Origin of the sequence: Pseudomonas sp. CCOS 191, from assembly GCF_001007005.1 — a bacterium.
In the GTDB taxonomy this organism is placed as follows: Bacteria; Pseudomonadota; Gammaproteobacteria; order Pseudomonadales; family Pseudomonadaceae; genus Aquipseudomonas; species Aquipseudomonas soli.
Genome location: NZ_LN847264.1, coordinates 2717250 through 2738584, shown reverse-complemented (window position 1 = coordinate 2738584; position 21335 = coordinate 2717250). Strand labels below are relative to the sequence as shown.

The window sequence follows — 21335 nt, the reverse complement described above, 5'->3', positions numbered from 1 at the left end:
CTCAGCGGCTGCGCAGCAGCAGCGACGCCGCGGCGCAGGCCAGCAGCGCCACGCACGACAGGTAGAACGCATCCGAATAGGCCATCAGGTACGCCTGCTCGCGCACGCTCTGGTCTATCAACGCCAGGGTCTGCATGACCTGCGGCGACTGCGGGTCGACCATGCCACCCGGCAGGCGCTGTTGCAGCGCGCCGTCGAACAGCGTCAGCCCTTCGCCGACCCGCACCGAATGAAAGCGCTCGCGCTGCGACACCAGTTGCGTCAGCAACGCCGTGCCCAACGCGCCGCCGAGGTTGCGCAGCATCGAGATCAGCGCCGAGGCCGAGCCGGCCTGGGCCTTGTCCAGGCCCTTCACCGCGAGCACCGACAGCGCCACCATGATCAACGGCTGGCCGATGCCACGCACCACGGTCGAGGGGATGATCACGTTGCTGCCCGAGTCCACTGTCAGCGTCGATCCCAGCCAACAGCCCAGGGCCATGATGGCGAAGCCGCTGGCCACCAGCAGCTTGGCGTTGAGCCAGCGCATCAGCCGGGGCAGCAGCGGCGCCAGCAGTAGCTGGACCATGCCGTAGGCGATCAGGCTCTTGCCGATCTCGCTGGCGCTGTAGCCCTGCACCAGCGACAGGTAGTTGGGCACCAGGAACACCAGGCCGAAGGTGGCCGCGCCGAACACCGCCATGGCCAGGCTGGACACGCCGAAGTTGTAGCTGCCCAGCAGCCGCAGGTTGATGAACGGCCGTTCCCCCCACAACTGGCGCTGGATGAACAGGGCCAGGGCGATCACCGCAACGATGCTGAAAGCGACGATGAAGCGCGATTCGAACCAATCCTTGCGCCCCCCTTCCTCCAGCACCACCTGTAATGCTCCCAGCCCCAGCGCCATGGCCGCGATGCCCAGCCAGTCGGCCCGGCGCAGGGCGCCGCGGTCACCGGCCTGGCCCTTGATCGACCAGGCCACCGCCGCCAGCAGCGCCACTCCCGGCGGCAATTGCAGCAGGAAGATCCAGCGCCAGGAATACATGTCGGTGAGCCAGCCACCAATCGACGGGCCGGCGGCCTGGGCCACGCTGTTGGACAGGCTGAACAGCGCCATCCCCAGCGCCAGGCGGCTGGCCGGCAGCTCGGTGATGATCAGTTGCATCGACAACGGGATCAGCACCGCGCCCGAGGCGCCCTGGATCACCCGCAAGGCGATCATCGCCTCCAGGCTGCCGGCCATGGCGCAGCTCACCGAGCTGACCAGGAACACCGCCGAGCCCACCAGCATCACCCGGCGTAGCGAGAACACCTGCACCAGCCAGGCGGTCAGGGGGATCATGCTGATCTCGGCCACCAGGTAGGCGGTGGAGATCCAGGACCCTTCCTCGAAGCTGGCCCCCAGCGCGCCCTCGATCTCGGGCAAGGCAGCGCTGGTGACATGCACGTTCATGCCAGCCATGAAGCAGCCGAACAAGCCGCCGATCACCGCCACCCAGGCCCGCAGGGAGACTTTGTCCTCAGCGCTCATGGCGGGCCTGCCGGGTGTCGACGGTGGCGATCACCGACATGCCGGGCAGCAACCGTGGGCTGTCATCGCCCTCTGGGTCGAGGTGGATACGCACCGGGAAGCGCTGGACGATCTTGGTGAAGTTGCCGGTGGCGTTGTCCGGCGGCAGCAAGGCGAACACGGCGCCGGAGCCTGGCGAGACGCTGTCCACGGTGCCGCGCCAGTGTTGGCCGAAGGTGTCCACTTCCAGTGTCACCGCCTGGCCGGGACGCATGTGCGCCAGCTGGGTTTCCTTGAAGTTGGCGACCACGTACGCCTGCTCCACCGGCACCACTGCCAGCAGCGGCAGGCCGGGGGTGACGTACTGCTGCTGGCGCACCTTGCGCTGGCCGACCACGCCATCGAAGGGCGCGCGGATTTCGGTGTCGGCCAGGGCGCTGCGGGCCAGGTCGGCCTCGGCGGCAGCCTGGTCGAGGTCGGCCTGGCGCTGCAGCAACTCGGCCTCCAGCTGCTTGCCCTGCTGCTCCAGCATCGCCTTGCGTGCGTGCTGGCGGGCCAGTTCGGCATCGGCGGCGCGCTGCAGCGCCTGAGACTGGATGCGGGTGGCGCGGGCCTGCTCCATCCGCTGCACACTGACCGCCTGCCATTGCGCCAGGTGCTGGTAACGCTGCCAGTCGGCCTCGGCCCGCTGCGCCTCGCCTCGGCTACCGCCGCGTTCGGCATCGGCGCGGGCAATGGCGTGGGTCTGCTCGTCTTGCTCGGCGACGAAGGCGCGCAGGCGCATACGCTGCACCTGCAACGCCGCCTCGCTGACCGCCAGGTGCGCCTCGGCCTTGCGCAGGCGGTCGCGGAAATCGCGCGCGTCCAGGCGCACCAGCAGGTCGCCGGCCTTGACCGTGGCGTTGTCAGCCACTGCAACCTCGGCCACGTAGCCACTGACCCGGGCACTGATCGGCGCCCAGTCGGCACGCACGTAGGCGTCGTCGGTCTGTTCCAGGAAACGCCCGTCGAGCCACCAGTAGGCGCCATAGGCCGCCACCAGCAAACCCAGGCCCCCGGCCAGGCCGAAGCGCAGCAGGCGCTGGCGGCGCCGGGCGCGGATTTGCTCAAGGGTTTGCTGGGGATCTGGGCTGACCGCCTGGTTCATGCTGGGCTCCATCCGGTGGGGGGAGCGCCAGATTACGGAATCTGAGAGTGTCGTTCGCTCGCGAACAGGCCTTCAATCGTCGCAAAATGGACAGCAGATCAGCCCTGCGAGCGGACCACTTTCAATGCTGCAGGAAAGCCACCACCTGCTCTGTGGCCGTTATCGGATCTTCCTGCATGAAGCAGTGCCCCCCCGCTACCTGCTGCGCGCTCACCTGGCCATTGAGCGCCATCAGGCGTTGCACCGAGTGCGGCACGAACGGATAGGTCTGCTCGCCGTAGAGGATCCGCGTCGGCGTCTGGATACGACTCAGTTGCTGCCACATGCGCTCAGGGAACGAGCTGAAGATCTCCACCTCGCGGCTGGGCCGGCACTTGAGCACCACTCCCTCCCCGCAATCGCCGATGGCATGCTCCACATAGGCCTGCAAGGACGCGTCGGTCCAGCCCTTGAAGATACCGCGCCCCTGCAGCGAGGCCTGGGCCGCCTCACGGTCTGGCCAATGACTGCGGCGGGTGGCCGCCTTGCGCGCCAGGGCATGGCGGCGGTGCAGGCCGACCATGGCGGCGGCGCCCATCACCCCGATCATGCGCCGGCTGAACAGGACCGGATCGAGCAACACCGCACGCTGGAACAGCTGCGGCTCGGCAGCCAGGATCAAGCCGGTGAGCACGCCGCCGAAACTGTGGCCCAAGGCAAGGCGCGGCACGTCGCCGTATTCGCCACGCCCGGCCTCGAAGGCCTCCACCGCCAGTGCTGCGGTGCGGTTCCAGCCAAGGAACACGCCACCATGGTCGCTGTCGCCGTGGCCCTGGACATCGCTCAGCCACAGGTCGAAATGTTCACCCAGGCGCATCAGCATGGGCTGGTAGGCCAGGCTGCAGAAGCCGTTGCCATGCAGAAAATGCAGCAGCGGCCTGCCGCTGGCGGGGGTTCGCCATCCGCGCAGGGTGAAGCCTTCGGCGCATTCATGGGACCAGGGAATCAACTCCATCGACGGCACTCATCGGCTCTAGGAAAACGCCGATTCTACAAACAGCAGCGGATACAGTGAAATCACCAGCAGCACGGCCATCAGGACATTGAACAGCACCACCGCGCGCGGATTGCGCAACAGGTTGCGCAAGGCACTGCCGAACATCACCCAGATGCCGACGCTGGGCAGGTTCACCAGGGCGAACACTGCTGCGATGACGATCACGTTGAACACGTAGCCCTGGGCCGGGGTGTAGGTGGTGATCGCCCCGATCGCCATCACCCAGGCCTTCGGGTTGACCCACTGGAACGCCGCGGCCCCCCAGAACCCGAGCGGCTTGCGGCTGCCATTGGTGTCGCCGGACATCGGCCCGGAGGTGGCGATCTTCCAGGCCAGGTACAACAGGTAGGCCGCGCCCGCGTAGCGCAGGATGCTGTACAACGGTGGCCAGGCCTTGAACACCTCACCGAGCCCCAGGCCAACCGCCAGCACCATCACCATGAAGCCGACGCTGATGCCCAGCGCGTGGGGAATCGTGCGGCGCACGCCGAAGTTGACCCCCGAGGCCAGCAGCATGGTGTTGTTCGGACCGGGGGTGATGGAAGAGACAAAGGCGAACAGGACGAACGCGCTGAGCAGATCGAGCGAGGCAAGCATGGCGGCAGTTTCCGGCTTTTCTGATTATCGAAATGCCACGGTAGCGGAGGCTTGTAGGAAATGACCGGTACAGTTACGCGAAATTGAATGAATACACATTTCTGTTTCACTCAATTGCGTGCCTCCACGCCATCGTCGCAGCAAAGCGGGGCAAATCTTCCGCCAGACACCTGGCGGCCTCCCCTCGTCCTACCTGACACTACTGAAGCCTTCGCACCCTATCCCGCACAAGGAAGCCCCATCATGCCCGTGACCATCCGCCCCGCAGTCCTGGCCGACGCTGCCCAGATCCTGGCCTTCATCACCGAACTGGCCGACTACGAACGCGCCCGCCACGAAGTGGTGGCGACCCTCGCCGACATCGAGCACAGCCTGTTCGACCCGGGCAGCACGGTGCGTAGCCTGATTTGCGAGCGCGACGGCCAGGCCATCGGGTTCGCCGTGTATTTCTACAGCTACTCCACCTGGCTGGGGCGCAACGGTATCTACCTCGAGGATCTCTACGTCACCCCGCAGCAGCGCGGTGACGGCGCGGGGCGCAAGCTGCTGCGGCATATCGCCCGCGAAGCTGTCGAAAACGGCTGTGGGCGAATGGAGTGGAGCGTGCTGGACTGGAACGAGCCGGCCATCGGTTTCTACCAGTCGTTGGGCGCCGAGCCGCAGGACGAGTGGATTCGCTATCGTCTCGACGGCGAGCGCCTGCGTCAGTTCGCCGAGGGCTGAGGCGCCTCGCCCCAGAACGACGCCTGGGCCAGTACCGGCACCTCGACGCGGCTGCGCTGGCCGCCGCGCTCGATCACCAGGCCACGCCCCTCGATGGCCACCAGGCGCACCCCGCGAGCCAGCTCCTCGCCACTGCGCACGGCGCGAGCCGGGCCGCCGTCGAGGCTGACGATGGCCACGGCGCCTTGGCTGCCGGCCATCACCCCGCTGACCTGGATCTGCACCTGCTGGGGAATATCGGCAAACCATCGCCCAGCCGCTGTTTCGGCCACTACCGGGGCGTCGGCAGCCCGGGTCGTGGCCTGCCCCGCCGCTGGCGGCCACAACAACTGCCCCCAGGTCGCCAGCCCGGCCATGGCGACCAGCAGCCCCAGCGCCTGCAACAACAGCCCGAGTGACAAGTTGGGACGAACGATACGCATGGTCACGCGCTCCTTGTGTGCCTGCGCCCAAGCATACCGGGTGATTCTCACGGTTTTGTTTCACACGCCGATCATCTTGCTCGGGCAAGCTGCCTTGCCAGGACAAGGAGCACCCCGTGAAAGGACAACGTGGTTTCACCCTGATAGAACTGATGGTGGTGCTGGTGATCGTCGGCATCGCCAGCGCCGCCATCAGCCTGAACATCCGCCCCGATCCGGGCAAGCAGTTGCGCGCAGACGGCGAGCGCCTGGCGCGCTTGCTGGAGATGGCGCAAAGCGAAGCCCAGGCCGACGGTCAGCCGCTGCGCTGGCAGAGCGACCGCGACGGCTACCGCTTCGTGCGCGCCGATGGCCAGGTGCTGGCGGAGGGACCACTCAAGCCGCGCCGCTGGCAGGCCGAGACGGTGAAGGTGCAGGCCGAGCCCCGTGGCGCGGTGTGGCTCGATGGCGAATGGATCGGCGCCCCCCTGACCCTGCGCCTGCACAGCGGCACGCTACAGCTGGAACTGGCGCGCAACGCCGCCGGGCAGGTGCGGGTGAGCCAGCCATGACCCGCCAACGCGGTTTTACCCTGATCGAAGTGATGATCGCCATCCTGCTGATGGCGGTGGTCAGCCTGATCGCCTGGCGTGGCCTGGACAGCGTCAGCCGCGCCGACCAGCACCTGCGCCAGGCCAGCGATGAGCATCAGGCGGTGATGCGTGTGCTGCAGCAGCTGGAGCGCGACCTGGCCTTGCGTGCCACGGTGGAACTGGTCGAGCCGGTGTTGCCCGGCCACGAGCCGCCGGGCAAGCCCTTGCTACCCGCCATGCGTGCCCGCGCCGAGCGCCTGGAGCTGGTACGCGCCGGTGCCGTGTCTGGCAGCGGCCTGCAGCGGGTGCGTTGGTATGTGCGCGGCAGCACCTTGTACCGCGCCGCCGCGCCACTGCGCGAAGGCTTCCCATTGCCCGCGCCGAAAGCCGCAGTGGCGGTGCTGGACAACGTCAGCGCATTCAGCCTGCGCACCTGGCAGGCCAAGGGCGGCTGGCGCTCCCCGGCCAGCGAGGCCGACGACAACCCCGTCGGGCTCGAGGTGCGCCTGAACCGGCGCGGCCCCCAGGGCGAGGAACACTACCGCCAGGTGCTGGGGCCATTCAACTGACCAGCACCACCCCGCCGGGCAGTTCCAGGCAGCGCGCGCCATAGGCGACGCGGATCAGTTCGGCGGCCTGGCGCAACTGATCGAAACTGAACCGCGCCTGCACCCGGCGGCGCCCCAGTGACGGGTTGAGCAGTACCAGGCGCCCGGGGCGGTAGCGGTTGATCTCGTCGATTACCTGGGTCAATGGTGCATCACGGAACACCAGCATGCGCTCGCGCCAGGCCGTCACCTGGCCAATGTCGAAGGCCTCGGGCACGCCGACGCCTTGCGCGCCATAACGTAACTGGCGGCCGGCCGGCAGCGCCTCGAGCCGGCCCTGGGCAAAGATGCGCAGCTCGCCACTCAGGCAGGTGACGCAGACGCCATCGTCGTCCTCGCGCACATTGAATCGAGCCTGTTCGGTACTGATCACCCCCTCCTGCGCCCGCACCTGCATGGGCTGGTGGGCCTGCACTTCGATCTCGCCCGCCAGCAGGGCGATACCCTGTGTCTCGCGGCTGACGCGCGTGCGCACGTTCAGTTCCAGCTTGATCCCTGGCGCCAGCTCCACCCGTTGCTGCTCATCCACCTGGGTGGCGAACGCCGCAGGCGGCGCCATGGCCTCGTCCAGCCAGCCGCCACGCCAGGCAACCACCGCCAGCGACGCAGCCAGCGCCCCGCCCAGCAGCGCCCGACGCCCGAGCAGCGGCGCCGATGGCGCCTGGCTGACCTGCTGCGCCGCAGGCCCGAGCAAGCACCAGAGCTGACGCGCCTGGGCGAACGCCTCGGCGTGCGCGGGGCTGCGCGCGCACCACTGGTGCAGGGCCCGGGCATCGGCCTGGGTGGCCTGGCCGGAGGTCAGCCGCAACAGCCAGCCCTGGGCCTGGCGCTGCAAGTCGGGATCGGGCGGAATCTGGGGCATGGTGCTCACATGAAGAGGTCGACTATCGTTCAAGACGGTTTTCCCGCGCCGGGACCGAAGCGCTGAAACACTTTTCTGTCCAGACGCATCGCGCAATGCCCCAGTGCCGCCTTGAGTTCCTTTTCCACGGTGCGTGTGGAAATACCGAAACGCTGGGAGATTTCCTGGTGCGAGGCCTCCTCCAGCCGCGCGGCGATGAAAATCCGCCGGCGCCGGGCTGGCAGCTCGTAAAGCGCGCCCAGCAGGTTCTGGATCTCGCGCTGGCCGCCGACGATGCGAGCCGGGTCCTGGTCCTCGGCCACCTGCAGTAGCGTTTCGATCTCGGCGCCAGTGAGCAGCCGGGCATCGGCCTCGCGGCGGTCGGCGGCAACGTTCAAGGCCATGCGGTACAGGTAGGCACCGGGTTTGTGCAGGTCGTGCGCGGCGTCCATGCGATCCACCCGCAGGTAGGTTTCCTGCAGCACGTCGTTGGCCAGGTCATCCGAGCCAAGCCGGCGCCTCAGGCGGACCCTGAAGGTGTCGTAGGAGGTCAGAAACAGCTTGACCAGCGCACTGTCCCGAGGTTTGTTCATGCCGCCACAGCTCCTTGCTAAAGAGGGCAATCCATAGGTTCCGGGCGCAGCAACAGGGTCAGCGGCTGTGCCAGTGAAGTTGGCGGCGCCTGCTCCAGGCGTACCGACCGCAGGCGCTCGACCAGCGCGGCATCGCGGGCGAAGTCGCCCGTGGAGGCCAGCAGCCGGCTCTGCACCAGCTGCCCGCTGGCATCGATCCAGACCTGCACGGCCGCCCGGTAGCTGCCCGGGCGGGTCGACGGCCAAGCGCACAGGGCGCGCTCCACCGCGTGTTGCAATGCCACCGCATAACTGCCCGACGCCGGGCCTTCACTGTGTCCACGCCCGGGCGTTGTGCGCAGGCGCAACGGTTGCAGGGTGAATCCACCACTGCCGTGCTGCGCCTGCAGGCCGGTTCCTTGCAACAAGCGCTGCAAACCCTCGCGCGCCGTGTAGCGGCCGTGCAGCGGGCTGGAGCGCTGGCCGGCGAGCAACATCTGGTCGACCAGCACCGCCAGGCCACTCTGCCGGCCGAAGCTGTCCAGCGCCCGGTCCAGCGCCTGCGCCGGTATGTCGAAGGTCAGTAACGGCTGGCCACGCGCCCCTGGCGCCGCCACCAACCAGGCCAGTATCAGCGCGCCGACCACAAGCAATGCACGCACGGGAGATCAGGCCTCCTTGCTGGCCGCCGTCGCCGGGGAAACGTCATCCTGGGGCCTGTGTATGACGCTGTGGTGACAGGCCTCGGCAATCAAAGCTTCACCCCGTCCCATGCCGGCAGCGAATAGACTGGCGCAGGGTCTGTATGAAAAGTCTTGAGACGAAGGTCAGGCAAGGCGAAAACAGCCGAGGAACGGTCGGAGTCGCGCTCGACTTTACGGGTTGTAAATGAGCATTCCGACCGGGCTGGCGCACCAGGCTGTTTTCAACGCAGCATCACCGAGTATCAAGGCTTTTCATACAGACCCTAGGAATGACTGCACGGAGAAGCATCATGATTCGACTGTCGCTGATCACTTTGCCCCTGCTGCTGGCCTGCGCCCTGCCGGCGCTGGCCGAACCGCCCAAGGGCTGCATCGACGTGCAGGTCGGGCAGTCGCGGGCGCTGGCCTACGACTGTCTGACCCGACAGTTGCAAGGGGCCGATCCGCGCGCCGCCAAGGGCCTGCGCGATCAGCTCGATCCGGTCAGGCAGATGCAGCGCAGGGCACCAAACCAGATGGGATTGGCGACACCGGCAGCGACCTCGACGCGCATGGGCAACAGCTTTGGCAGTTCGGTGGTGCCACAGCGGCCTTGATGGGTCTGACGATGGATCTACAGCGTTCTTGAGATCGAGCGCCGCCCGCGCGGCGCATCGCGGATGAATCCGCTCCTACATTCGTTGCAACGTACCGAACCTGTCAGGCCATAGTTGTCAGCCTTGGCGCAGGGCTCAAGAGAGGTGAGGCGGCGGCAATGCCCACCGAAAATCGCGTCAAGCGCACAAGGCTAACAACCATGGCCTATCAGGCATGGCCACGTTGCAACAAATGTAGGAGCGGATTCATCCGCGATGCGCCGCGCGGGCGGCGCTCGATCTCACAGGCGCTGCAACTCTCCCGCCAACCACCAACCACTACCCCTCCCTGCGCAGCAGATAGGTATCCATGATCCACCCCTTGCGCCGCCGCGCCTCATCGCGCAACTCGAGGATGCGCGCCTTCACCGCCTGCAACGGCCCGCTCACCAGCAGCTCGTCCGGCGTGCCCAGGTAGGCGCCCCAGTAGATCACCAGTTGCGGATCATCCAGGGCGGCGAACGCGCACTGGCCGTCGAGCATCACCAGCACATTGTCGATCCGCGACTGTTCGCCCAGGCGTCGGCCCGGCAGCACGGTCAGCGGCTCGCCGATACGGTTGAGCGGGATCTGGTGACGGGCGGCCAGCGCCTGGATGCTGCTGATGCCGGGAATCACCTGCAAGGCCAGCGCCAGGCCGCGTTCGCGGACCAGGTCGAGAATTCGCAGGGTGCTGTCGTACAGCGCCGGCTCGCCCCAGAGCAGGAACGCGCCGACATCATCGCTGCCCAGCTCATCCTCGACCAGCCGGGCGTACAATGCGGCGCGCTGGGCGTGCCAGTCCTGCACGGCGCCGACATAATCCGGCGCCTGGCCGTCCCGGCGCGGGTCCTCGACCTGCACCAGGCGGTAACCGCCCTCGGGCAGGTAACGCTCGAGGATGGCCCGGCGCAGGCGCACCAGTTCGTCCTTGTCGCTGCCCTTGTCGAGGACGAAGAACACCGTGGCGCGCCGCAGCGCCTCCACCGCCTCGTAGGTGACCTGGCGAGGATCGCCCGGTCCGATGCCGATCAGTAGAAGCTGTTTCATCGCCTGCCCTGCCTGGTTGCCGGTGGTCATTGTCGACCGACCACCGGCCGTTTGGCAAAGCGGGTCAGAAGATCGAGAAGTTGTAGCTGACAATGACCCGGGTTTCGTCCATGTCACGCGCCCACTTCTCGTAGTTGCTGCGGTAGGTGGAGTTGCGCAGGCGCACGCTGACATCCTTGAAGGTGCCGCTCTGCACCTGGTACTTCAGCTCGCTGTCGCGTTCCCATTCCTTGCCTTCGGCGTTGCTGCCAGGAACCTTCACATTGTCGCCATTGATGTAGCGGGTGAAGAAGGTCAGGCCGGGCACGCCCAGCGCCTTGAAATCATAGTCGTAGCGCACCTGCCAGGAGCGCTCCTGGGCGGCGGCGAAGTCGTTGACCTGGGCATAGTTGACCAGGTAGGGGTTGGTGCCGTCGAGGTACGGCATGGCGCTGTCGCCGTACATGCGCTGCCAGCCGGCGCTGAGCTTGTGCCCACCCAGGCTGTAGCCAAGCATGCCGCTGAAGGCGCGGTGGTCGATGCGCCCGGCACGGGCATTGCCGATGTCGTCGCTCTTGATCACCCGCAGGTCCGCCGACAGCGTGCCGACTTCCAGTGGCTGGCTGGCGACCAGCCCGAGGAAGTGCTGGCGGTAGATGTTTTCCAGCTTGGACACCTGGTACTGCGCACTGACGCGGTCGTTGAAGCGGTAGTCGACGCCAGCCAGGTCGAAATGATCGGCCTCGATATCGCAGGCATAGCGCTTGTTCTTGCAGTGCACGCGGATGTCCTGGCGGTCGGTGGAGTCCCGCGCGGTGTACTGGTTCAGGCGCGCCAGGGTGAACTTGAGGTCGCGCACTTCCTCGGAGGTCAACCAGGCGCCATGGAACATGGTCGGCAGCAGGCGCCCGTCGTTGTACTTGAGCAGCGGCACGTCCGGCATCATCGAACCGTACTTGAATACCGTCCTGGACACCTTCACCTTGCCGGCGACGCCCATCTTGGCGTACTGGTCGGCGGAGTGACGCGGATCATGCCCGGACGACGGCAACAGGCCGCTATTGCTGTCGGCGGGGCTGGAGTCGAGCTTGAAACCAACCATCCCCAGCGCATCCACGCCGAACCCGACCGGTCCCTGGGTATAACCGGACTGAACATTGAGAATAAAGCCCTGCGCCCACTCTTCGCGCTTCGACGCGCCTTGCTTGGAACTGGTGTGGCCGTCACGGAAGTCGCGGTTGAAATAGACATTGCGTGCTTCGACCTTGGCACTGCTGTCTTCAAGAAAACCGGCAGCCTGGGCGTTGACACCGGCACACAGGAAGAACAAGCCGGCAACTCGGCGCCCGGGGGCGAGGGGGAAAGGGGCAAACATGCGAAGGAACATCCAGAAGAAAGACGAAAAACCATCCGGGCAGTCATCTGCACCGGCACTACGCGATGAACGAATACACTTCGACCATCATCCATAATTTTCCGCCAAGGGCTCTAGCCTAAGCCATGGGACCATGGTCTAAGGTGCTTGGCGGGGTCTTTTCGAATAACGCGTAAAAAATCGGCAAAGTTCCCGGCTAATTGATAGAAAGTTTGCTGTTTACCCACTCGCAAGCGACTACTACACTCTCGCTTAGCGAACAGCTTTACCCATCCACGTGGCCGGCGTTCAGTCTGGTTTCATGTTCGTCACGTCCCGCCACGGCAGACTTACAGGAGTGAAGACAGTGTCCAGACTTGCAGAGTTTCGTGCTGCCGAAAAAGCGCTCAAGGAACAGATGGCACAACTGGAAGCGCTGAAAAAGGATGCCGGCCTTAAACGCGAAATCGAATTCGAGCAGAAACTAGTCGGCCTGATGAAAAGCTATGACAAGAGCCTGCGCGATATCATCGCCATTCTCGACCCGAAAGCCGTGACCCGCGCCCCGGCCGCGGTCAAGCAGCAACGCCGCCCGCGGGTGGTGAAGGTCTACGCGAACCCCCATACCGGCGAGCGGATCGAGACCAAGGGCGGCAACCACCGCGGGCTGAAAGCCTGGAAGGAACAGTACGGGGCGCAGACGGTGGAAAGTTGGGTGCGCTGATGAAACCTCGACACCCGCTTCACACTTTTTTCACACCCGCAGGCTCAGTATCGAACCAGCTAAAGGACTAGCGACCCCATCACGCGCCCGCACATGCGGGCCTCTAATTCCGGCGCCCCGCACTCGTGCGGGGCGCTTTCATTTGCGCTGCTGGTTGACTCCCGTATCATGGCAAACCTATTCAAGGCCCTGATTCCGGAGTACCCATGAGCCTGCACGATCTGCAAACCCTCCCCGGCGTTACCGCCCAACCAGACACCGCCACCGCCCAATTCGTGTTCAACCACACCATGCTGCGGGTCAAGGACATCGAGAAGTCCCTGGACTTCTACACCCGCGTACTGGGCTTCCGCCTGGTGGACAAGCGCGACTTCCCGGAAGCGGCTTTCAGCCTGTATTTCCTGGCCCTGGTCGACCCGGCGCAGATTCCTGCCGATGATGCCGAGCGTCATCAGTGGATGAAATCGATCCCCGGCGTACTCGAGCTGACCCACAACCACGGCACCGAGAACGATCCCGAGTTCGCCTACCACAATGGCAACACCGACCCGCGCGGTTTCGGCCACATCTGCATTTCGGTACCGGACGTACGTGTTGCCTGCGCCCGCTTCGAGGCGCTGGACGTCCCGTTCCAGAAGCGCCTGCAGGATGGCCGCATGAACCACCTGGCCTTCGTCAAGGACCCGGACGGCTACTGGGTCGAAGTCATCCAGCCGACCGAACTCAAGGGCTGATAGCCACAGGTGGCGCTCGTCGGGCCGGGAACTCCCGGCCCCTCGCTGTGGTATATGGAAGTAACTCCTGTTCCAAGCCACAGCGAGGTAAGGACGATGCAAACCCTTCACTGTGAATACCGCGACCACACCATCACCGCCAGCGTGATGCCCCACCCCGACTCGCCCCTGCCCTATGCTGCAGGCTGCGTGATCACCGACCCTGCCGGCCACAGCAGCAGGCGACTATCGATGCCGATGAAATTCTTCGCCGACCTGGAAAATGCCCAGCACGTGTCTTTGGCCCATGGCCGGGCGCTGGTTGACCAGCAATTGGATGAGAAGGATCAGCGGGTGTTCTGAAAGCCCCACGCCAGCAGCCAGCACCCGCAGTGTGGGAGCCGGCTTGCCGGCGATGCGGCGCGCAGCGACGCCCTCTACACCTAGTCAGCCTTCACGGGCATAGGCCACGGCCGCCGCCACCTGCTCGGCTGTCGGCCGAACCCCGGTGTACAACACGAACTGCTCCAGCGCCTGTAACGCGATGACGTCGAGGCCGGTGATCACCGGCTTGCCCAGCGCCTCGGCGGCGCGGATCAGCGGTGTGCGTGCCGGCAGGGCAACCACATCGAATACCCGCTCGGCCGCCGCGATGGCGGTTTCGCTGAAGGCCAACTGGTCGGCCTCCGGGCCACCGGCCATGCCGATCGGCGTGACGTTGATCAGCATCGGCGGGCAACGGTCTTCGAGTTCAGGTAGCCAACGATAGCCGCAGACATCCGCCAATTGCCGCCCGGCCTGCTCGTTGCGGGCGACGATGATGCCGTCGCGAAAACCAGCGTCGCGCAGCGCGCTGGCCACCGCCTTGGCCATGCCACCGCTGCCACGCAAGGCGAAGCTGGTCGCCGGATCGACCCGCCGCTCGGCCAGCAGTTGCCGTACCGCCAGGTAATCGGTGTTGTAGGCCTTCAGATGGCCTGCGGTATTGACCAGGGTGTTCACCGAGTCAATGGCCGCCGCCGAGGGGTCAACCTCGTCCACCAGGGCCAGGCAGGCTTCCTTGTAGGGCATCGATACGCCACAACCGCGAATACCCAAGGCGCGGATGCCGGCCACGGCGGCCGGCAGATCCTGGGTGGTCATGGCCTTGTAGTAATAGTCCAGGCCCAACTGCTGATACAGATGGTTGTGAAAGCGCACGCCGAACGTACCGGGGCGCCCGGCCAGGGAAATGCACAACACGGTGTCCCTGCTCGGTGAATGGCTCATCGCGGTTCCTCTGTCATGGCTGAATCGATTGCGCCAGCGTACCAGACCCCGCCGCCGGTCGCCCCTTACACAACCTTTACCCTGTGCCAGTGCGCAGTTGACCGAGGCTGCGGTCATAGTAGACAGACCCCGAACGTGGGGTTGTCTTGCGAGGTGTCACCATGAAGCGTTTCATCCCCGGAATCGCCCTGCTGGTCGGCGCGCTGGCCATCAGCGGGCAAGCCTCGGCCCATGGTGGCGGCTGGTACGGCCCGGGGCCGGTGATCGGCGCGGCCGTGGTGGGCGCGGTGGTCGGGGCGGCCGTATCGGGCGGCCACGACCGCACTGTCTACGTCGAACGCCAGCCGGCCTACTATCCACCGCCACCGGTCTACGTGCAGGCGCCGCCACCGCCGGTGTATTACCAGCCCTACGTGGTCGAGCGCTATGTGCCCGCCCCGCCCCCGGTCTACCGCCGCTATTACGGCCCGCCGCCGGTGTACTACGGCCCGCCGCGCTGGTAAGCGGCATAGTTGATAAAAGCAATGACCACTATCGAGGACATTGATTTCAAACCCTGAAGGCGCCTGGGTAAGGTAGGGCCATGTTCGAGAGGAGATCCACCATGGCCCCGATCCAGATCATGTCCGTTGTCGGCAGCGCAGTCCCCAGCAGCCTGCGCCAACAGGGCCTTTTGGCCTGCTGGTACCTGCTGCGCGACGGTGAAGCCATCAGTGGCCCGTTGACCAGCCGCAGCAGCGCCGAGACCCTGGCCGGCCGCTTGCTCGACCAGACCTTGGTCGCCTGACCCCCGAATTTGTTGTGTGTTGCTCCCTAAGCCCTTGTAGCCCGCCACCCGGCGGGCTTTTTTTTTGCTCGCCAACCAGCCGCCTACAAGTGCCCCGCCCACACGGCAAGTGGCAGTGGTGGTTGCTGGTCGAGGATACGGCGCCAGATCAAGCTCAACCGCTCGCCATCGAACAGGGAGGCGGCACCGCCACCAACCCAGCCCCTGGGCTGGATCACCGCCCATTGCCCCGCGGCGTCACGTCGGGCCATCTCGAAGCGGAAACTGTAGTTGCCCGGCATGCCCATGCGCAGGTCGGTGACCACCAGCGAGTCGCCAATGATGTCGTAGCGCAGCCAGTCATCGGTGAACCAGCGCAGACGCTCGTACAGCGGTGCACCCGCAAGCACCTTGGCAGCCTGCAGATTGCGCGACTGCTTCAGCATCTCCGGAGGTTCGCGATCGAACCCGCTGCTCACGCCCTCGTAGTAGTCGCCGTCCGGGGTTTTCGCCAGCACCCGCCAGATCAGGCTGTTGAAGGCGATGGGCACCGCGCGGACCTCACTGGGCTCTACTCCCTGCGCCTGCAAGGCCAGGTGGAAACGTTGCTCGGCGGCCATGCGCCCGGCCAGGCCAAAACCCAGATACAGCGTGCTGAACCCCAGTGCCAGGCACAGCATCGCGGTCGCCCTGCCGTTCAGGCCCCTGATCGCCGCATAGCCCACCGCCAGCAGCAACGGCACGGTATACACCGGGTCGATGATGAACACCGCCGCCCAGCTCTCCGGCGTCAGGTGCAAAGGCCAGAACAGCTGGGTGCCATAAACGGTGAAGGCGTCGAGCACCGGGTGGGTGACCAGCGCCAGCCAGAAGGCCAGGAACAGCCTGCCAGGGGTATAGCCTCGGCCAGGCCAACGCCAGGCGACCAGCCAGGCCAGCAACAGGGCCAGGCCGGTCAGGACGAAGATCGAATGGGAAAAGCCACGGTGGAAGGTCATCTGCGACACCGGATCGGCATAGCGGATCACCACATCCAGGTCGGGCAGTGTCCCCAGGGCGGCGCCATAGATCAGCGAACGGCGGCCCTGGATACGGCCCAGCACGGTGCCTTGCAGGGCCGCGCCGAGCACGGCTTGGGTGATTGAGTCCACGGCAAACGTCTCGTGCAGGGTCTATCAGATGGCGTGACGCAACATTGCCAGTACCTGCGCATGCAACGCCGGATCGCCACACGCCACCACGCAGCCGCCGTCCTGGGCCGAGCCGCCATCCCAGGAGGTGATGACCCCACCCGCGCCTTCGATGATCGGCATCAACGCCTGCACGTCGTACGGTTGCAGGCTGGCCTCGACGATCACATCGACGAATCCGCACGCCAGCATGCAGTAGGCATAGCAATCACCGCCATAACGCATCAGCCGGGCCTTGCCGGCGACCGCCTCGAACGCCGCCTTGCGCGCCGGGGTGTCGAACATGTCGGGGGTGGTGCACATCATCGTGGCCGACGCCAGGTCGGCGCAGGCGCGGGTCTTCAGCGGCGTGTCATTGCGCCAGGCGCCGTGCGGGGTGCCGATGAAGCGTTCGCCGGTGAAGGGCTGGTTCATCACCCCGAGCACCGGGCGGGTGCCGTCGTTGAGGGCGATCAGCGTGCCCCACAGCGGCAGGCCGGTGATGAAGGCGCGGGTGCCATCGATCGGGTCGAGCACCCAGGTCAGCGGGCTGCTGCCCAGTGCCGCGCCCTGCTCTTCACCCAGTATGCCGTGGGTGGGATAGCGGGCCTGGATCAGCGCGCGCATGGCCTCTTCGGCGGCCTTGTCGGCGATGGTCACCGGGTCGTACAGGCGCCCCCCCTTGTCCTCGACATCCAGGCTGGCACGAAAGTACGGCTGGATCGCCGCCGCGGCGGCATCGGCCAGTTGCTCGGAGAAAGAGCGGAATTCGCCGATCTGTTCAGCGCTCAGGGACATGGGGCGGTCTCGTTGTTGGATGGGATGCGCATCATACCCGAGTCGTGCCTGGACACACCTCTGGCGTCACCCATGATATTGTTATGCCATTATCGCCGCTTCATTTAACCGTCACTGATTCGTTGTACTAGGATAGCTAGCAGCCCCGATGGCCCGGCCGACAGTCAAGGATGCTGGTTGCTGGCGCAAGGGCCTCCGTTCCACCGCCTATCATGGATGACACGATGAATTCGCACCTGCTCTTTCCGCAGATCGGCAAAGTCATAGCCAGTACTGGCAGCCGCCATTTCCCCCGGCACCTGCACGACCTGATCCAGACCCACCTGACCATCGATGCCACGCATATCCGCCAACTGCGCATCGACCCGGCTTGCGCCAGCCAGCCAGACGCGACCTTGATCAGCGAGACGGTGTTCAGCGCCGGCGATACGGGTGACGGCTTCGACGACCCGGCGCGCCTGCACCTGGCCCGACGCAAGGATGGTTTCCGCTACGAAATCACGGTATTGCGGGCCGACACCCGCGTTGGCTTCTCAGCTACCGATCGCAGCCGGCTGGAGGACATTTCGCCCTTGCTGCTGCCCATGCTGGAAAAACACATCAATGCCCTGCAGCCTGCCGCGCCGCTACCCGCGGACCCCGACAGCCTCGAACAGCGCTTTCTCGAGCGCCTGCGTCAGACCGGCATCCGCCTGTCCGAGCGCGAAATGCAGGTGTGCGAAGGCTTGCTGGCCGGGCGTACCGCACCGCAGCAGGCCGAGCATCTGCGGCTCAAGGTCAATACGGTGGAAAGTTACCTGCGCCGGGCGGCGATCAAGCTGGGCATCAGCGGACGCCACTCGCTGATGCGCTGGATGTATGCCGAAATCTAGTCCCCCGCAGGACACCTGGGAGCGAGCGCCATGCATATAGCGCTCGCTCTCAGGCCTAATCCCGCGCCAATGCCTCGATAGGGTCCAGCCGCGCCGCGTTGCGCGCCGGCACGAAGCCGAACACGATGCCGATCAAGGTCGAGCAGACGAACGCCGTGACCACCGACCCCAGTGAAAACACCATCTCCCACTGCTTGACGAAAAGCGCGAACAGATAGCCGATCCCGTACGACAACCCGATCCCGATTACGCCGCCGATCAGGCAGACCATCACCGCCTCCACCAGGAACTGCTGGCGGATATCCGACTGCCGTGCCCCCACCGCCATGCGGATGCCGATCTCGCGGGTGCGCTCGGTGACCGACACCAGCATGATGTTCATCACCCCGATCCCCCCCACCACCAACGAAATCACTGCGATCAGCGACAGCAGCAAGGTCAGCGAGCGGCTGGTCTTCTGCACGGTCTGCATGATGCTGTCGAGGTTGTTGGTGAAGAAATCCTTGGTACCGTGGCGCTGCAACATCAGTTTGTTGACCTCCTCCTCCACCCGCTTGCTCGGCATGCCGTCCTTGATCCGCACGCTGATGCTGTCCAGGTGGCGCTGGCCAAGCACGCGCCCGGCGGCAGTTTCGTAGGGCATCCACACGTTCAACGTGTTGCCGGCGACGAACAGGTTCTTGTTCTCCGCCGTCACGCCGATCACCGTGCACGGCAAGTTGCCGACCAGGATCACCTGCCCCAGCGGGTTGACGCCGTCACCGAACAGGCGCTTGCGCGTATTGTGGTCGATCACCACCACCTGGGCCTGGCGCCGGGCATCGTCTGCGCTGAACACGATCCCCGCAGCCAGGGGGATGTTGCGCACCTGGAAGTACTGCTCGCTGACGCCGTTGAGCTGCACGTCGGCGTCGATGTTGCGGTAGCGCACCAGCGAACTCTGGCCGATCACCGGGGTGGCACTGTCGACGTAATAGAGTTCGTTGAGCGCGGTCACGTCGGCCGGCACCAGGGTCTCGATGGCCTTGGCCCGGCTGTCGCCGAAACTGGTGCCGGAGTAGATGTCGATGGTGTTGCTGCCGATCGCCTGGATATCCTTGAGCACGTAGCCCTTGGCGCCCTCGCCGATGGCCGAGATCGACACCACGGAAGTGATGCCGATGATGATCCCGAGCATGGTCAGCAGGGTGCGCATGCGGTGCGAGACCAGGGCGATCCAGGCCATCTTGAAGGCCTCGCGGAACAACCCGAGGCTGGCCACCAGCCGCCGTGGCGCCTGCTCGCGCGCCGGTGCGGCTTCGGCGGTCGGCGCGGGGGCCTCGGCGCGGGTGCGCCGGTCACTGACGATCTGCCCGTCGCTGACCTCGATGATCCGCTCGGCATGGGCGGCGACCTTGGGATCGTGAGTCACCAGGATCACCGTGTGCCCGGCGCCGTGCAGTTCCAGCAGGATGTTCATCACCTCCTTGCCGCTGGCGGTATCGAGGGCTCCGGTGGGCTCGTCGGCAAGGATCACCTCGCCGCCGTTCATCAGCGCCCGACAGATACTGACCCGCTGCTGCTGCCCCCCCGACAGCTGGCTGGGCCGGTGCGCCAGGTGTCCACCCAGGCCCAGGCGGCCCAGCAGTTCCCGCGCCCGGGCATGGCGCCCGGCCTGCGCCACGCCGGCGTACACCGCTGGGATCTCGACATTGCGCAGGGCATCCAGGTGCGGCAACAGGTGGTAGCGCTGGAAGATGAAACCGAAGTGGTCACGGCGCAGCGCGGCCAGGGCGTCGTCGTCGAGATCGCGGGTTTCCTGGCCGCTGACCTGATAGCTGCCGGCGCTGGCATGGTCCAGGCAACCGAGGATGTTCATCAGCGTCGACTTGCCCGAACCCGAGGCGCCGATGATCGCCACCAGCTCGCCGGCATGGATCTCCAGGTCGATGCCCTTGAGCGCCAGGAACTCGCGGTCGCCCGCCATGAAGCTGCGGCTGACCCCGTCCAGGCGCAGCAGCGGCTGGTCCTCGAGCGCCGACACCGCCCGCGCCGGCGACAGTTCCACGTTCATGTTCATGCTCACGCCCCCGCCTCGCCCGACACCGGCTCGCCGATCACCACGCGGTCACCTTCGGCCAGGCCGTCCTTGACCTGCACCTTGACGTTGTTGTTGATCCCCGCCTGGACCTTGCGCACCTGGGCGAAACCCTTGCCATCGAGCACCCGCACCGGGAAGCTGCCGTCGGCGTCGCGCGGCCCCAGCGCCGCCACCGGCACGGTGAGCACGCCCAGGGCGGTGTCGAGGACGATACGCACCTGGGCGGTCATCGAGATGCGCAGGCGGTGCTCGGGGTTGGGCACCTCGAACAGCGCGTTGTAGAACACCGCGCTGGCCTGCTTGGCGGCGCCGCCGCTCTTGTCGCTGCTTTCCAGGTAGTTCTGCGGCGCGGGCTCGGTGCCGCGCAGCTTGGCGTAGTAACGTTTGTCGTCACCGAGGATGGTGAAGTACACCTGCTGGCCGGGGCTGATATGAATCACATCGGCTTCGGACACCTGGGCCTTGATGGTCATGGTGTCGAGGTCGGCAAGCTTGAGGATCACCGGCGCCAGCTGGTTGGAGATCACCGTCTGCCCTTCCTGGGTGACGATACCCACCACATGGCCATCGATCGGCGCGACGATGCGGGTGTAGCCGAGGTTGACCCGCGCCGTATCGATCTGCACCTGGGCGCTCTTGATCTGCGCGTCCAGCGAGCGCAGGTTGGCCTGCTGTACCTCGAATTCGGACTCGGCGTTCTCGAAGTCCTGGCGCGAGATCGACTCGTCGGCCTGGAGTACGTCGTAGCGTTCGTAGACCCGCTTGGCCTGCTTGAGCTTGGCCTGCACCGAACGCCGCTCGGCCTGCAGTTTCTCGGCGTCGACCTCGGCCTGGCGCAGCGAGTTACGCGGCACCAGCGGGTCGATTTCGGCCAGCCACTGGCCTTCGGCGACCTTGTCGCCAAGCTTGACCTTGAGCGACTTGAGCTGCCCCGAAACCTGGGCGCCGACGTCGACCTGGCGGATACCTTCCAGGGTGCCGGTGGCCAGCACCGCGTTTTCGATATCGCCACGCTCGACCGTGGCGGTGATGTACTGCGGCGGCTTGGCTGGGGCCTGTACCGCGTAGAGCACGATGCCGGCGACCAGGGCCACGGCGACACCGAGGGTGATCTTGCGAAACTTCGTCTTTTCCATAAAACCGTTCTTCCTGAAGCTGATGAGGTCCCGTGGGAGCGGACTTGCCCCGCAATAACGCCACTCCAAGGTGACGCCATCGCTTTGCAAGCCCGCTCTC

25 protein-coding genes are annotated in these 21335 nt (G+C 65.8%); 10 read left to right on the top strand and 15 right to left on the bottom strand.

Translation table 11 applies throughout. From position 1 onward, the window contains the following. Position 1: 1 nt before the first annotated feature. The 4 genes from CCOS191_RS12270 to CCOS191_RS12255 form a co-directional block, all read right to left on the bottom strand. Complete coding sequence (locus tag CCOS191_RS12270; RefSeq protein WP_046855440.1) at positions 2–1510, bottom strand: MDR family MFS transporter; 1509 nt, start codon at positions 1508–1510, stop codon at positions 2–4. Next, positions 1500–2636, bottom strand: a complete 1137-nt coding sequence (locus tag CCOS191_RS12265) for an HlyD family secretion protein (protein WP_046855439.1) — start codon at positions 2634–2636, stop codon at positions 1500–1502. Before CCOS191_RS12265 ends, CCOS191_RS12270 begins: the two co-directional genes overlap by 11 nt. A 121-nt stretch (positions 2637–2757) precedes the next feature. Beyond that, positions 2758–3630 carry an alpha/beta fold hydrolase gene (locus CCOS191_RS12260; RefSeq protein ID WP_046855438.1) on the bottom strand — a complete coding sequence of 291 codons (873 nt, stop codon included), beginning with the start codon at positions 3628–3630 and terminating at the stop codon, positions 2758–2760. Between the two features lie 18 nt (positions 3631–3648). Then, a complete protein-coding gene (locus tag CCOS191_RS12255) occupies positions 3649–4269 on the bottom strand; it encodes a LysE family translocator (RefSeq protein WP_046855437.1) in 621 nt (206 codons plus the stop codon). A 243-nt stretch (positions 4270–4512) separates the two neighbouring features. Between CCOS191_RS12255 and CCOS191_RS12250 the strand changes: the two genes are divergently transcribed. Continuing rightward, positions 4513–4992 carry a GNAT family N-acetyltransferase gene (locus CCOS191_RS12250; RefSeq protein ID WP_046855436.1) on the top strand — a complete coding sequence of 160 codons (480 nt, stop codon included), beginning with the start codon at positions 4513–4515 and terminating at the stop codon, positions 4990–4992. Here CCOS191_RS12250 and CCOS191_RS12245 read toward each other — a convergent pair. Further along, positions 4974–5414: a general secretion pathway protein GspC gene (locus tag CCOS191_RS12245; RefSeq protein WP_046855435.1), complete on the bottom strand. Its 441-nt coding sequence runs from the start codon at positions 5412–5414 to the stop codon at positions 4974–4976. The genes CCOS191_RS12250 and CCOS191_RS12245 overlap by 19 nt on opposite strands. 116 nt (positions 5415–5530) lie before the next feature. Between CCOS191_RS12245 and CCOS191_RS12240 the strand changes: the two genes are divergently transcribed. Continuing rightward, positions 5531–5965 carry a GspH/FimT family pseudopilin gene (locus CCOS191_RS12240; protein ID WP_082120408.1) on the top strand — a complete coding sequence of 145 codons (435 nt, stop codon included), beginning with the start codon at positions 5531–5533 and terminating at the stop codon, positions 5963–5965. Beyond that, positions 5962–6555 (top strand): type II secretion system protein GspJ, encoded by a 594-nt coding sequence (locus tag CCOS191_RS12235; protein WP_046855434.1) that lies wholly within the window; start codon positions 5962–5964, stop codon positions 6553–6555. Before CCOS191_RS12240 ends, CCOS191_RS12235 begins: the two co-directional genes overlap by 4 nt. Here CCOS191_RS12235 and CCOS191_RS12230 read toward each other — a convergent pair. The 3 genes from CCOS191_RS12230 to CCOS191_RS12220 are packed head-to-tail and all read right to left on the bottom strand — an operon-like array spanning position 6548 to position 8669. Continuing rightward, on the bottom strand, positions 6548–7456 hold the full coding sequence (locus tag CCOS191_RS12230; RefSeq protein WP_046855433.1) for a FecR family protein: 909 nt from the start codon (positions 7454–7456) through the stop codon (positions 6548–6550). The genes CCOS191_RS12235 and CCOS191_RS12230 overlap by 8 nt on opposite strands. A 29-nt stretch (positions 7457–7485) precedes the next feature. After that, positions 7486–8028, bottom strand: coding sequence for an RNA polymerase sigma factor (locus CCOS191_RS12225; RefSeq protein ID WP_046855432.1), 543 nt, complete (start codon positions 8026–8028; stop codon positions 7486–7488). 17 nt (positions 8029–8045) lie between these two features. Then, positions 8046–8669, bottom strand: coding sequence for a secretin and TonB N-terminal domain-containing protein (locus CCOS191_RS12220; protein WP_231867488.1), 624 nt, complete (start codon positions 8667–8669; stop codon positions 8046–8048). Positions 8670–9001: 332 nt separating this feature from the next. Between CCOS191_RS12220 and CCOS191_RS12215 the strand changes: the two genes are divergently transcribed. Continuing rightward, positions 9002–9307, top strand: coding sequence for a hypothetical protein (locus tag CCOS191_RS12215; RefSeq protein ID WP_046855431.1), 306 nt, complete (start codon positions 9002–9004; stop codon positions 9305–9307). Positions 9308–9625: 318 nt separating this feature from the next. Here CCOS191_RS12215 and cobF read toward each other — a convergent pair whose 3' ends face one another. Both cobF and CCOS191_RS12205 read right to left on the bottom strand, forming a co-directional pair. Next, positions 9626–10375, bottom strand: a complete 750-nt coding sequence (gene cobF / locus CCOS191_RS12210) for a precorrin-6A synthase (deacetylating) (protein ID WP_046857763.1) — start codon at positions 10373–10375, stop codon at positions 9626–9628. A 64-nt stretch (positions 10376–10439) separates the two neighbouring features. Continuing rightward, on the bottom strand, positions 10440–11729 hold the full coding sequence (locus tag CCOS191_RS12205; RefSeq protein WP_046855430.1) for an OprD family porin: 1290 nt from the start codon (positions 11727–11729) through the stop codon (positions 10440–10442). A 346-nt stretch (positions 11730–12075) separates the two neighbouring features. On the opposite strand from CCOS191_RS12205, the gene CCOS191_RS12200 reads away from it, so the two are divergent. The 3 genes from CCOS191_RS12200 (at position 12076) to CCOS191_RS12190 (ending at position 13508) form a co-directional block, all read left to right on the top strand. Beyond that, on the top strand, positions 12076–12432 hold the full coding sequence (locus CCOS191_RS12200) for a histone-like nucleoid-structuring protein, MvaT/MvaU family (RefSeq protein WP_046855429.1): 357 nt from the start codon (positions 12076–12078) through the stop codon (positions 12430–12432). A 206-nt stretch (positions 12433–12638) separates the two neighbouring features. Beyond that, positions 12639–13166, top strand: a complete 528-nt coding sequence (gloA, locus tag CCOS191_RS12195; RefSeq protein WP_023630254.1) for a lactoylglutathione lyase — start codon at positions 12639–12641, stop codon at positions 13164–13166. 96 nt (positions 13167–13262) lie between these two features. Beyond that, on the top strand, positions 13263–13508 hold the full coding sequence (locus CCOS191_RS12190) for a hypothetical protein (RefSeq protein WP_046855428.1): 246 nt from the start codon (positions 13263–13265) through the stop codon (positions 13506–13508). An 84-nt stretch (positions 13509–13592) separates the two neighbouring features. On the opposite strand, the gene CCOS191_RS12185 is transcribed toward CCOS191_RS12190, so the two are convergent. Continuing rightward, positions 13593–14414 carry a shikimate 5-dehydrogenase gene (locus CCOS191_RS12185; protein WP_046855427.1) on the bottom strand — a complete coding sequence of 274 codons (822 nt, stop codon included), beginning with the start codon at positions 14412–14414 and terminating at the stop codon, positions 13593–13595. A 161-nt stretch (positions 14415–14575) separates the two neighbouring features. On the opposite strand from CCOS191_RS12185, the gene CCOS191_RS12180 reads away from it, so the two are divergent. Both CCOS191_RS12180 and CCOS191_RS12175 read left to right on the top strand, forming a co-directional pair. Then, a complete protein-coding gene (locus CCOS191_RS12180; protein WP_038706052.1) occupies positions 14576–14917 on the top strand; it encodes a hypothetical protein in 342 nt (113 codons plus the stop codon). A gap of 101 nt (positions 14918–15018) precedes the next feature. After that, positions 15019–15201: a hypothetical protein gene (locus tag CCOS191_RS12175; RefSeq protein WP_046855426.1), complete on the top strand. Its 183-nt coding sequence runs from the start codon at positions 15019–15021 to the stop codon at positions 15199–15201. An 83-nt stretch (positions 15202–15284) separates the two neighbouring features. On the opposite strand, the gene CCOS191_RS12170 is transcribed toward CCOS191_RS12175, so the two are convergent. Both CCOS191_RS12170 and hisN read right to left on the bottom strand, forming a co-directional pair. Next, positions 15285–16331, bottom strand: coding sequence for a metal-dependent hydrolase (locus tag CCOS191_RS12170; RefSeq protein WP_046855425.1), 1047 nt, complete (start codon positions 16329–16331; stop codon positions 15285–15287). Positions 16332–16355: 24 nt separating this feature from the next. After that, positions 16356–17147, bottom strand: a complete 792-nt coding sequence (gene hisN / locus CCOS191_RS12165; RefSeq protein ID WP_046855424.1) for a histidinol-phosphatase — start codon at positions 17145–17147, stop codon at positions 16356–16358. A gap of 224 nt (positions 17148–17371) precedes the next feature. Between hisN and CCOS191_RS12160 the strand changes: the two genes are divergently transcribed. Beyond that, positions 17372–18019 (top strand): helix-turn-helix transcriptional regulator, encoded by a 648-nt coding sequence (locus CCOS191_RS12160; RefSeq protein WP_046855423.1) that lies wholly within the window; start codon positions 17372–17374, stop codon positions 18017–18019. A 55-nt stretch (positions 18020–18074) separates the two neighbouring features. On the opposite strand, the gene CCOS191_RS12155 is transcribed toward CCOS191_RS12160, so the two are convergent. Then, on the bottom strand, positions 18075–20078 hold the full coding sequence (locus CCOS191_RS12155; RefSeq protein ID WP_046855422.1) for a MacB family efflux pump subunit: 2004 nt from the start codon (positions 20076–20078) through the stop codon (positions 18075–18077). Between the two features lie 2 nt (positions 20079–20080). Further along, a complete protein-coding gene (gene macA / locus CCOS191_RS12150; RefSeq protein ID WP_046855421.1) occupies positions 20081–21235 on the bottom strand; it encodes a macrolide transporter subunit MacA in 1155 nt (384 codons plus the stop codon). Positions 21236–21335: the final 100 nt, after the last annotated feature.

Bases quoted from the DNA above. Each gene is read 5' to 3' on its own strand.
- CCOS191_RS12270 (WP_046855440.1), bottom strand. From the start codon at position 1,510: ATGAGCGCTGAGGACAAAGTCTCCCTGCGGGCCTGGGTGGCGGTGATC.
- CCOS191_RS12265 (WP_046855439.1), bottom strand. From the start codon at position 2,636: ATGAACCAGGCGGTCAGCCCAGATCCCCAGCAAACCCTTGAGCAAATC.
- CCOS191_RS12260 (WP_046855438.1), bottom strand. From the start codon at position 3,630: ATGGAGTTGATTCCCTGGTCCCATGAATGCGCCGAAGGCTTCACCCTG.
- CCOS191_RS12255 (WP_046855437.1), bottom strand. From the start codon at position 4,269: ATGCTTGCCTCGCTCGATCTGCTCAGCGCGTTCGTCCTGTTCGCCTTT.
- CCOS191_RS12250 (WP_046855436.1), top strand. From the start codon at position 4,513: ATGCCCGTGACCATCCGCCCCGCAGTCCTGGCCGACGCTGCCCAGATC.
- CCOS191_RS12245 (WP_046855435.1), bottom strand. From the start codon at position 5,414: ATGCGTATCGTTCGTCCCAACTTGTCACTCGGGCTGTTGTTGCAGGCG.
- CCOS191_RS12235 (WP_046855434.1), top strand. From the start codon at position 5,962: ATGACCCGCCAACGCGGTTTTACCCTGATCGAAGTGATGATCGCCATC.
- CCOS191_RS12230 (WP_046855433.1), bottom strand. From the start codon at position 7,456: ATGCCCCAGATTCCGCCCGATCCCGACTTGCAGCGCCAGGCCCAGGGC.
- CCOS191_RS12225 (WP_046855432.1), bottom strand. From the start codon at position 8,028: ATGAACAAACCTCGGGACAGTGCGCTGGTCAAGCTGTTTCTGACCTCC.
- CCOS191_RS12215 (WP_046855431.1), top strand. From the start codon at position 9,002: ATGATTCGACTGTCGCTGATCACTTTGCCCCTGCTGCTGGCCTGCGCC.
- cobF (WP_046857763.1), bottom strand. From the start codon at position 10,375: ATGAAACAGCTTCTACTGATCGGCATCGGACCGGGCGATCCTCGCCAG.
- CCOS191_RS12205 (WP_046855430.1), bottom strand. From the start codon at position 11,729: ATGTTTGCCCCTTTCCCCCTCGCCCCCGGGCGCCGAGTTGCCGGCTTG.
- gloA (WP_023630254.1), top strand. From the start codon at position 12,639: ATGAGCCTGCACGATCTGCAAACCCTCCCCGGCGTTACCGCCCAACCA.
- CCOS191_RS12190 (WP_046855428.1), top strand. From the start codon at position 13,263: ATGCAAACCCTTCACTGTGAATACCGCGACCACACCATCACCGCCAGC.
- CCOS191_RS12185 (WP_046855427.1), bottom strand. From the start codon at position 14,414: ATGAGCCATTCACCGAGCAGGGACACCGTGTTGTGCATTTCCCTGGCC.
- CCOS191_RS12180 (WP_038706052.1), top strand. From the start codon at position 14,576: ATGAAGCGTTTCATCCCCGGAATCGCCCTGCTGGTCGGCGCGCTGGCC.
- CCOS191_RS12175 (WP_046855426.1), top strand. From the start codon at position 15,019: ATGGCCCCGATCCAGATCATGTCCGTTGTCGGCAGCGCAGTCCCCAGC.
- hisN (WP_046855424.1), bottom strand. From the start codon at position 17,147: ATGTCCCTGAGCGCTGAACAGATCGGCGAATTCCGCTCTTTCTCCGAG.
- CCOS191_RS12160 (WP_046855423.1), top strand. From the start codon at position 17,372: ATGAATTCGCACCTGCTCTTTCCGCAGATCGGCAAAGTCATAGCCAGT.
- CCOS191_RS12155 (WP_046855422.1), bottom strand. From the start codon at position 20,078: ATGAACATGAACGTGGAACTGTCGCCGGCGCGGGCGGTGTCGGCGCTC.
- macA (WP_046855421.1), bottom strand. From the start codon at position 21,235: ATGGAAAAGACGAAGTTTCGCAAGATCACCCTCGGTGTCGCCGTGGCC.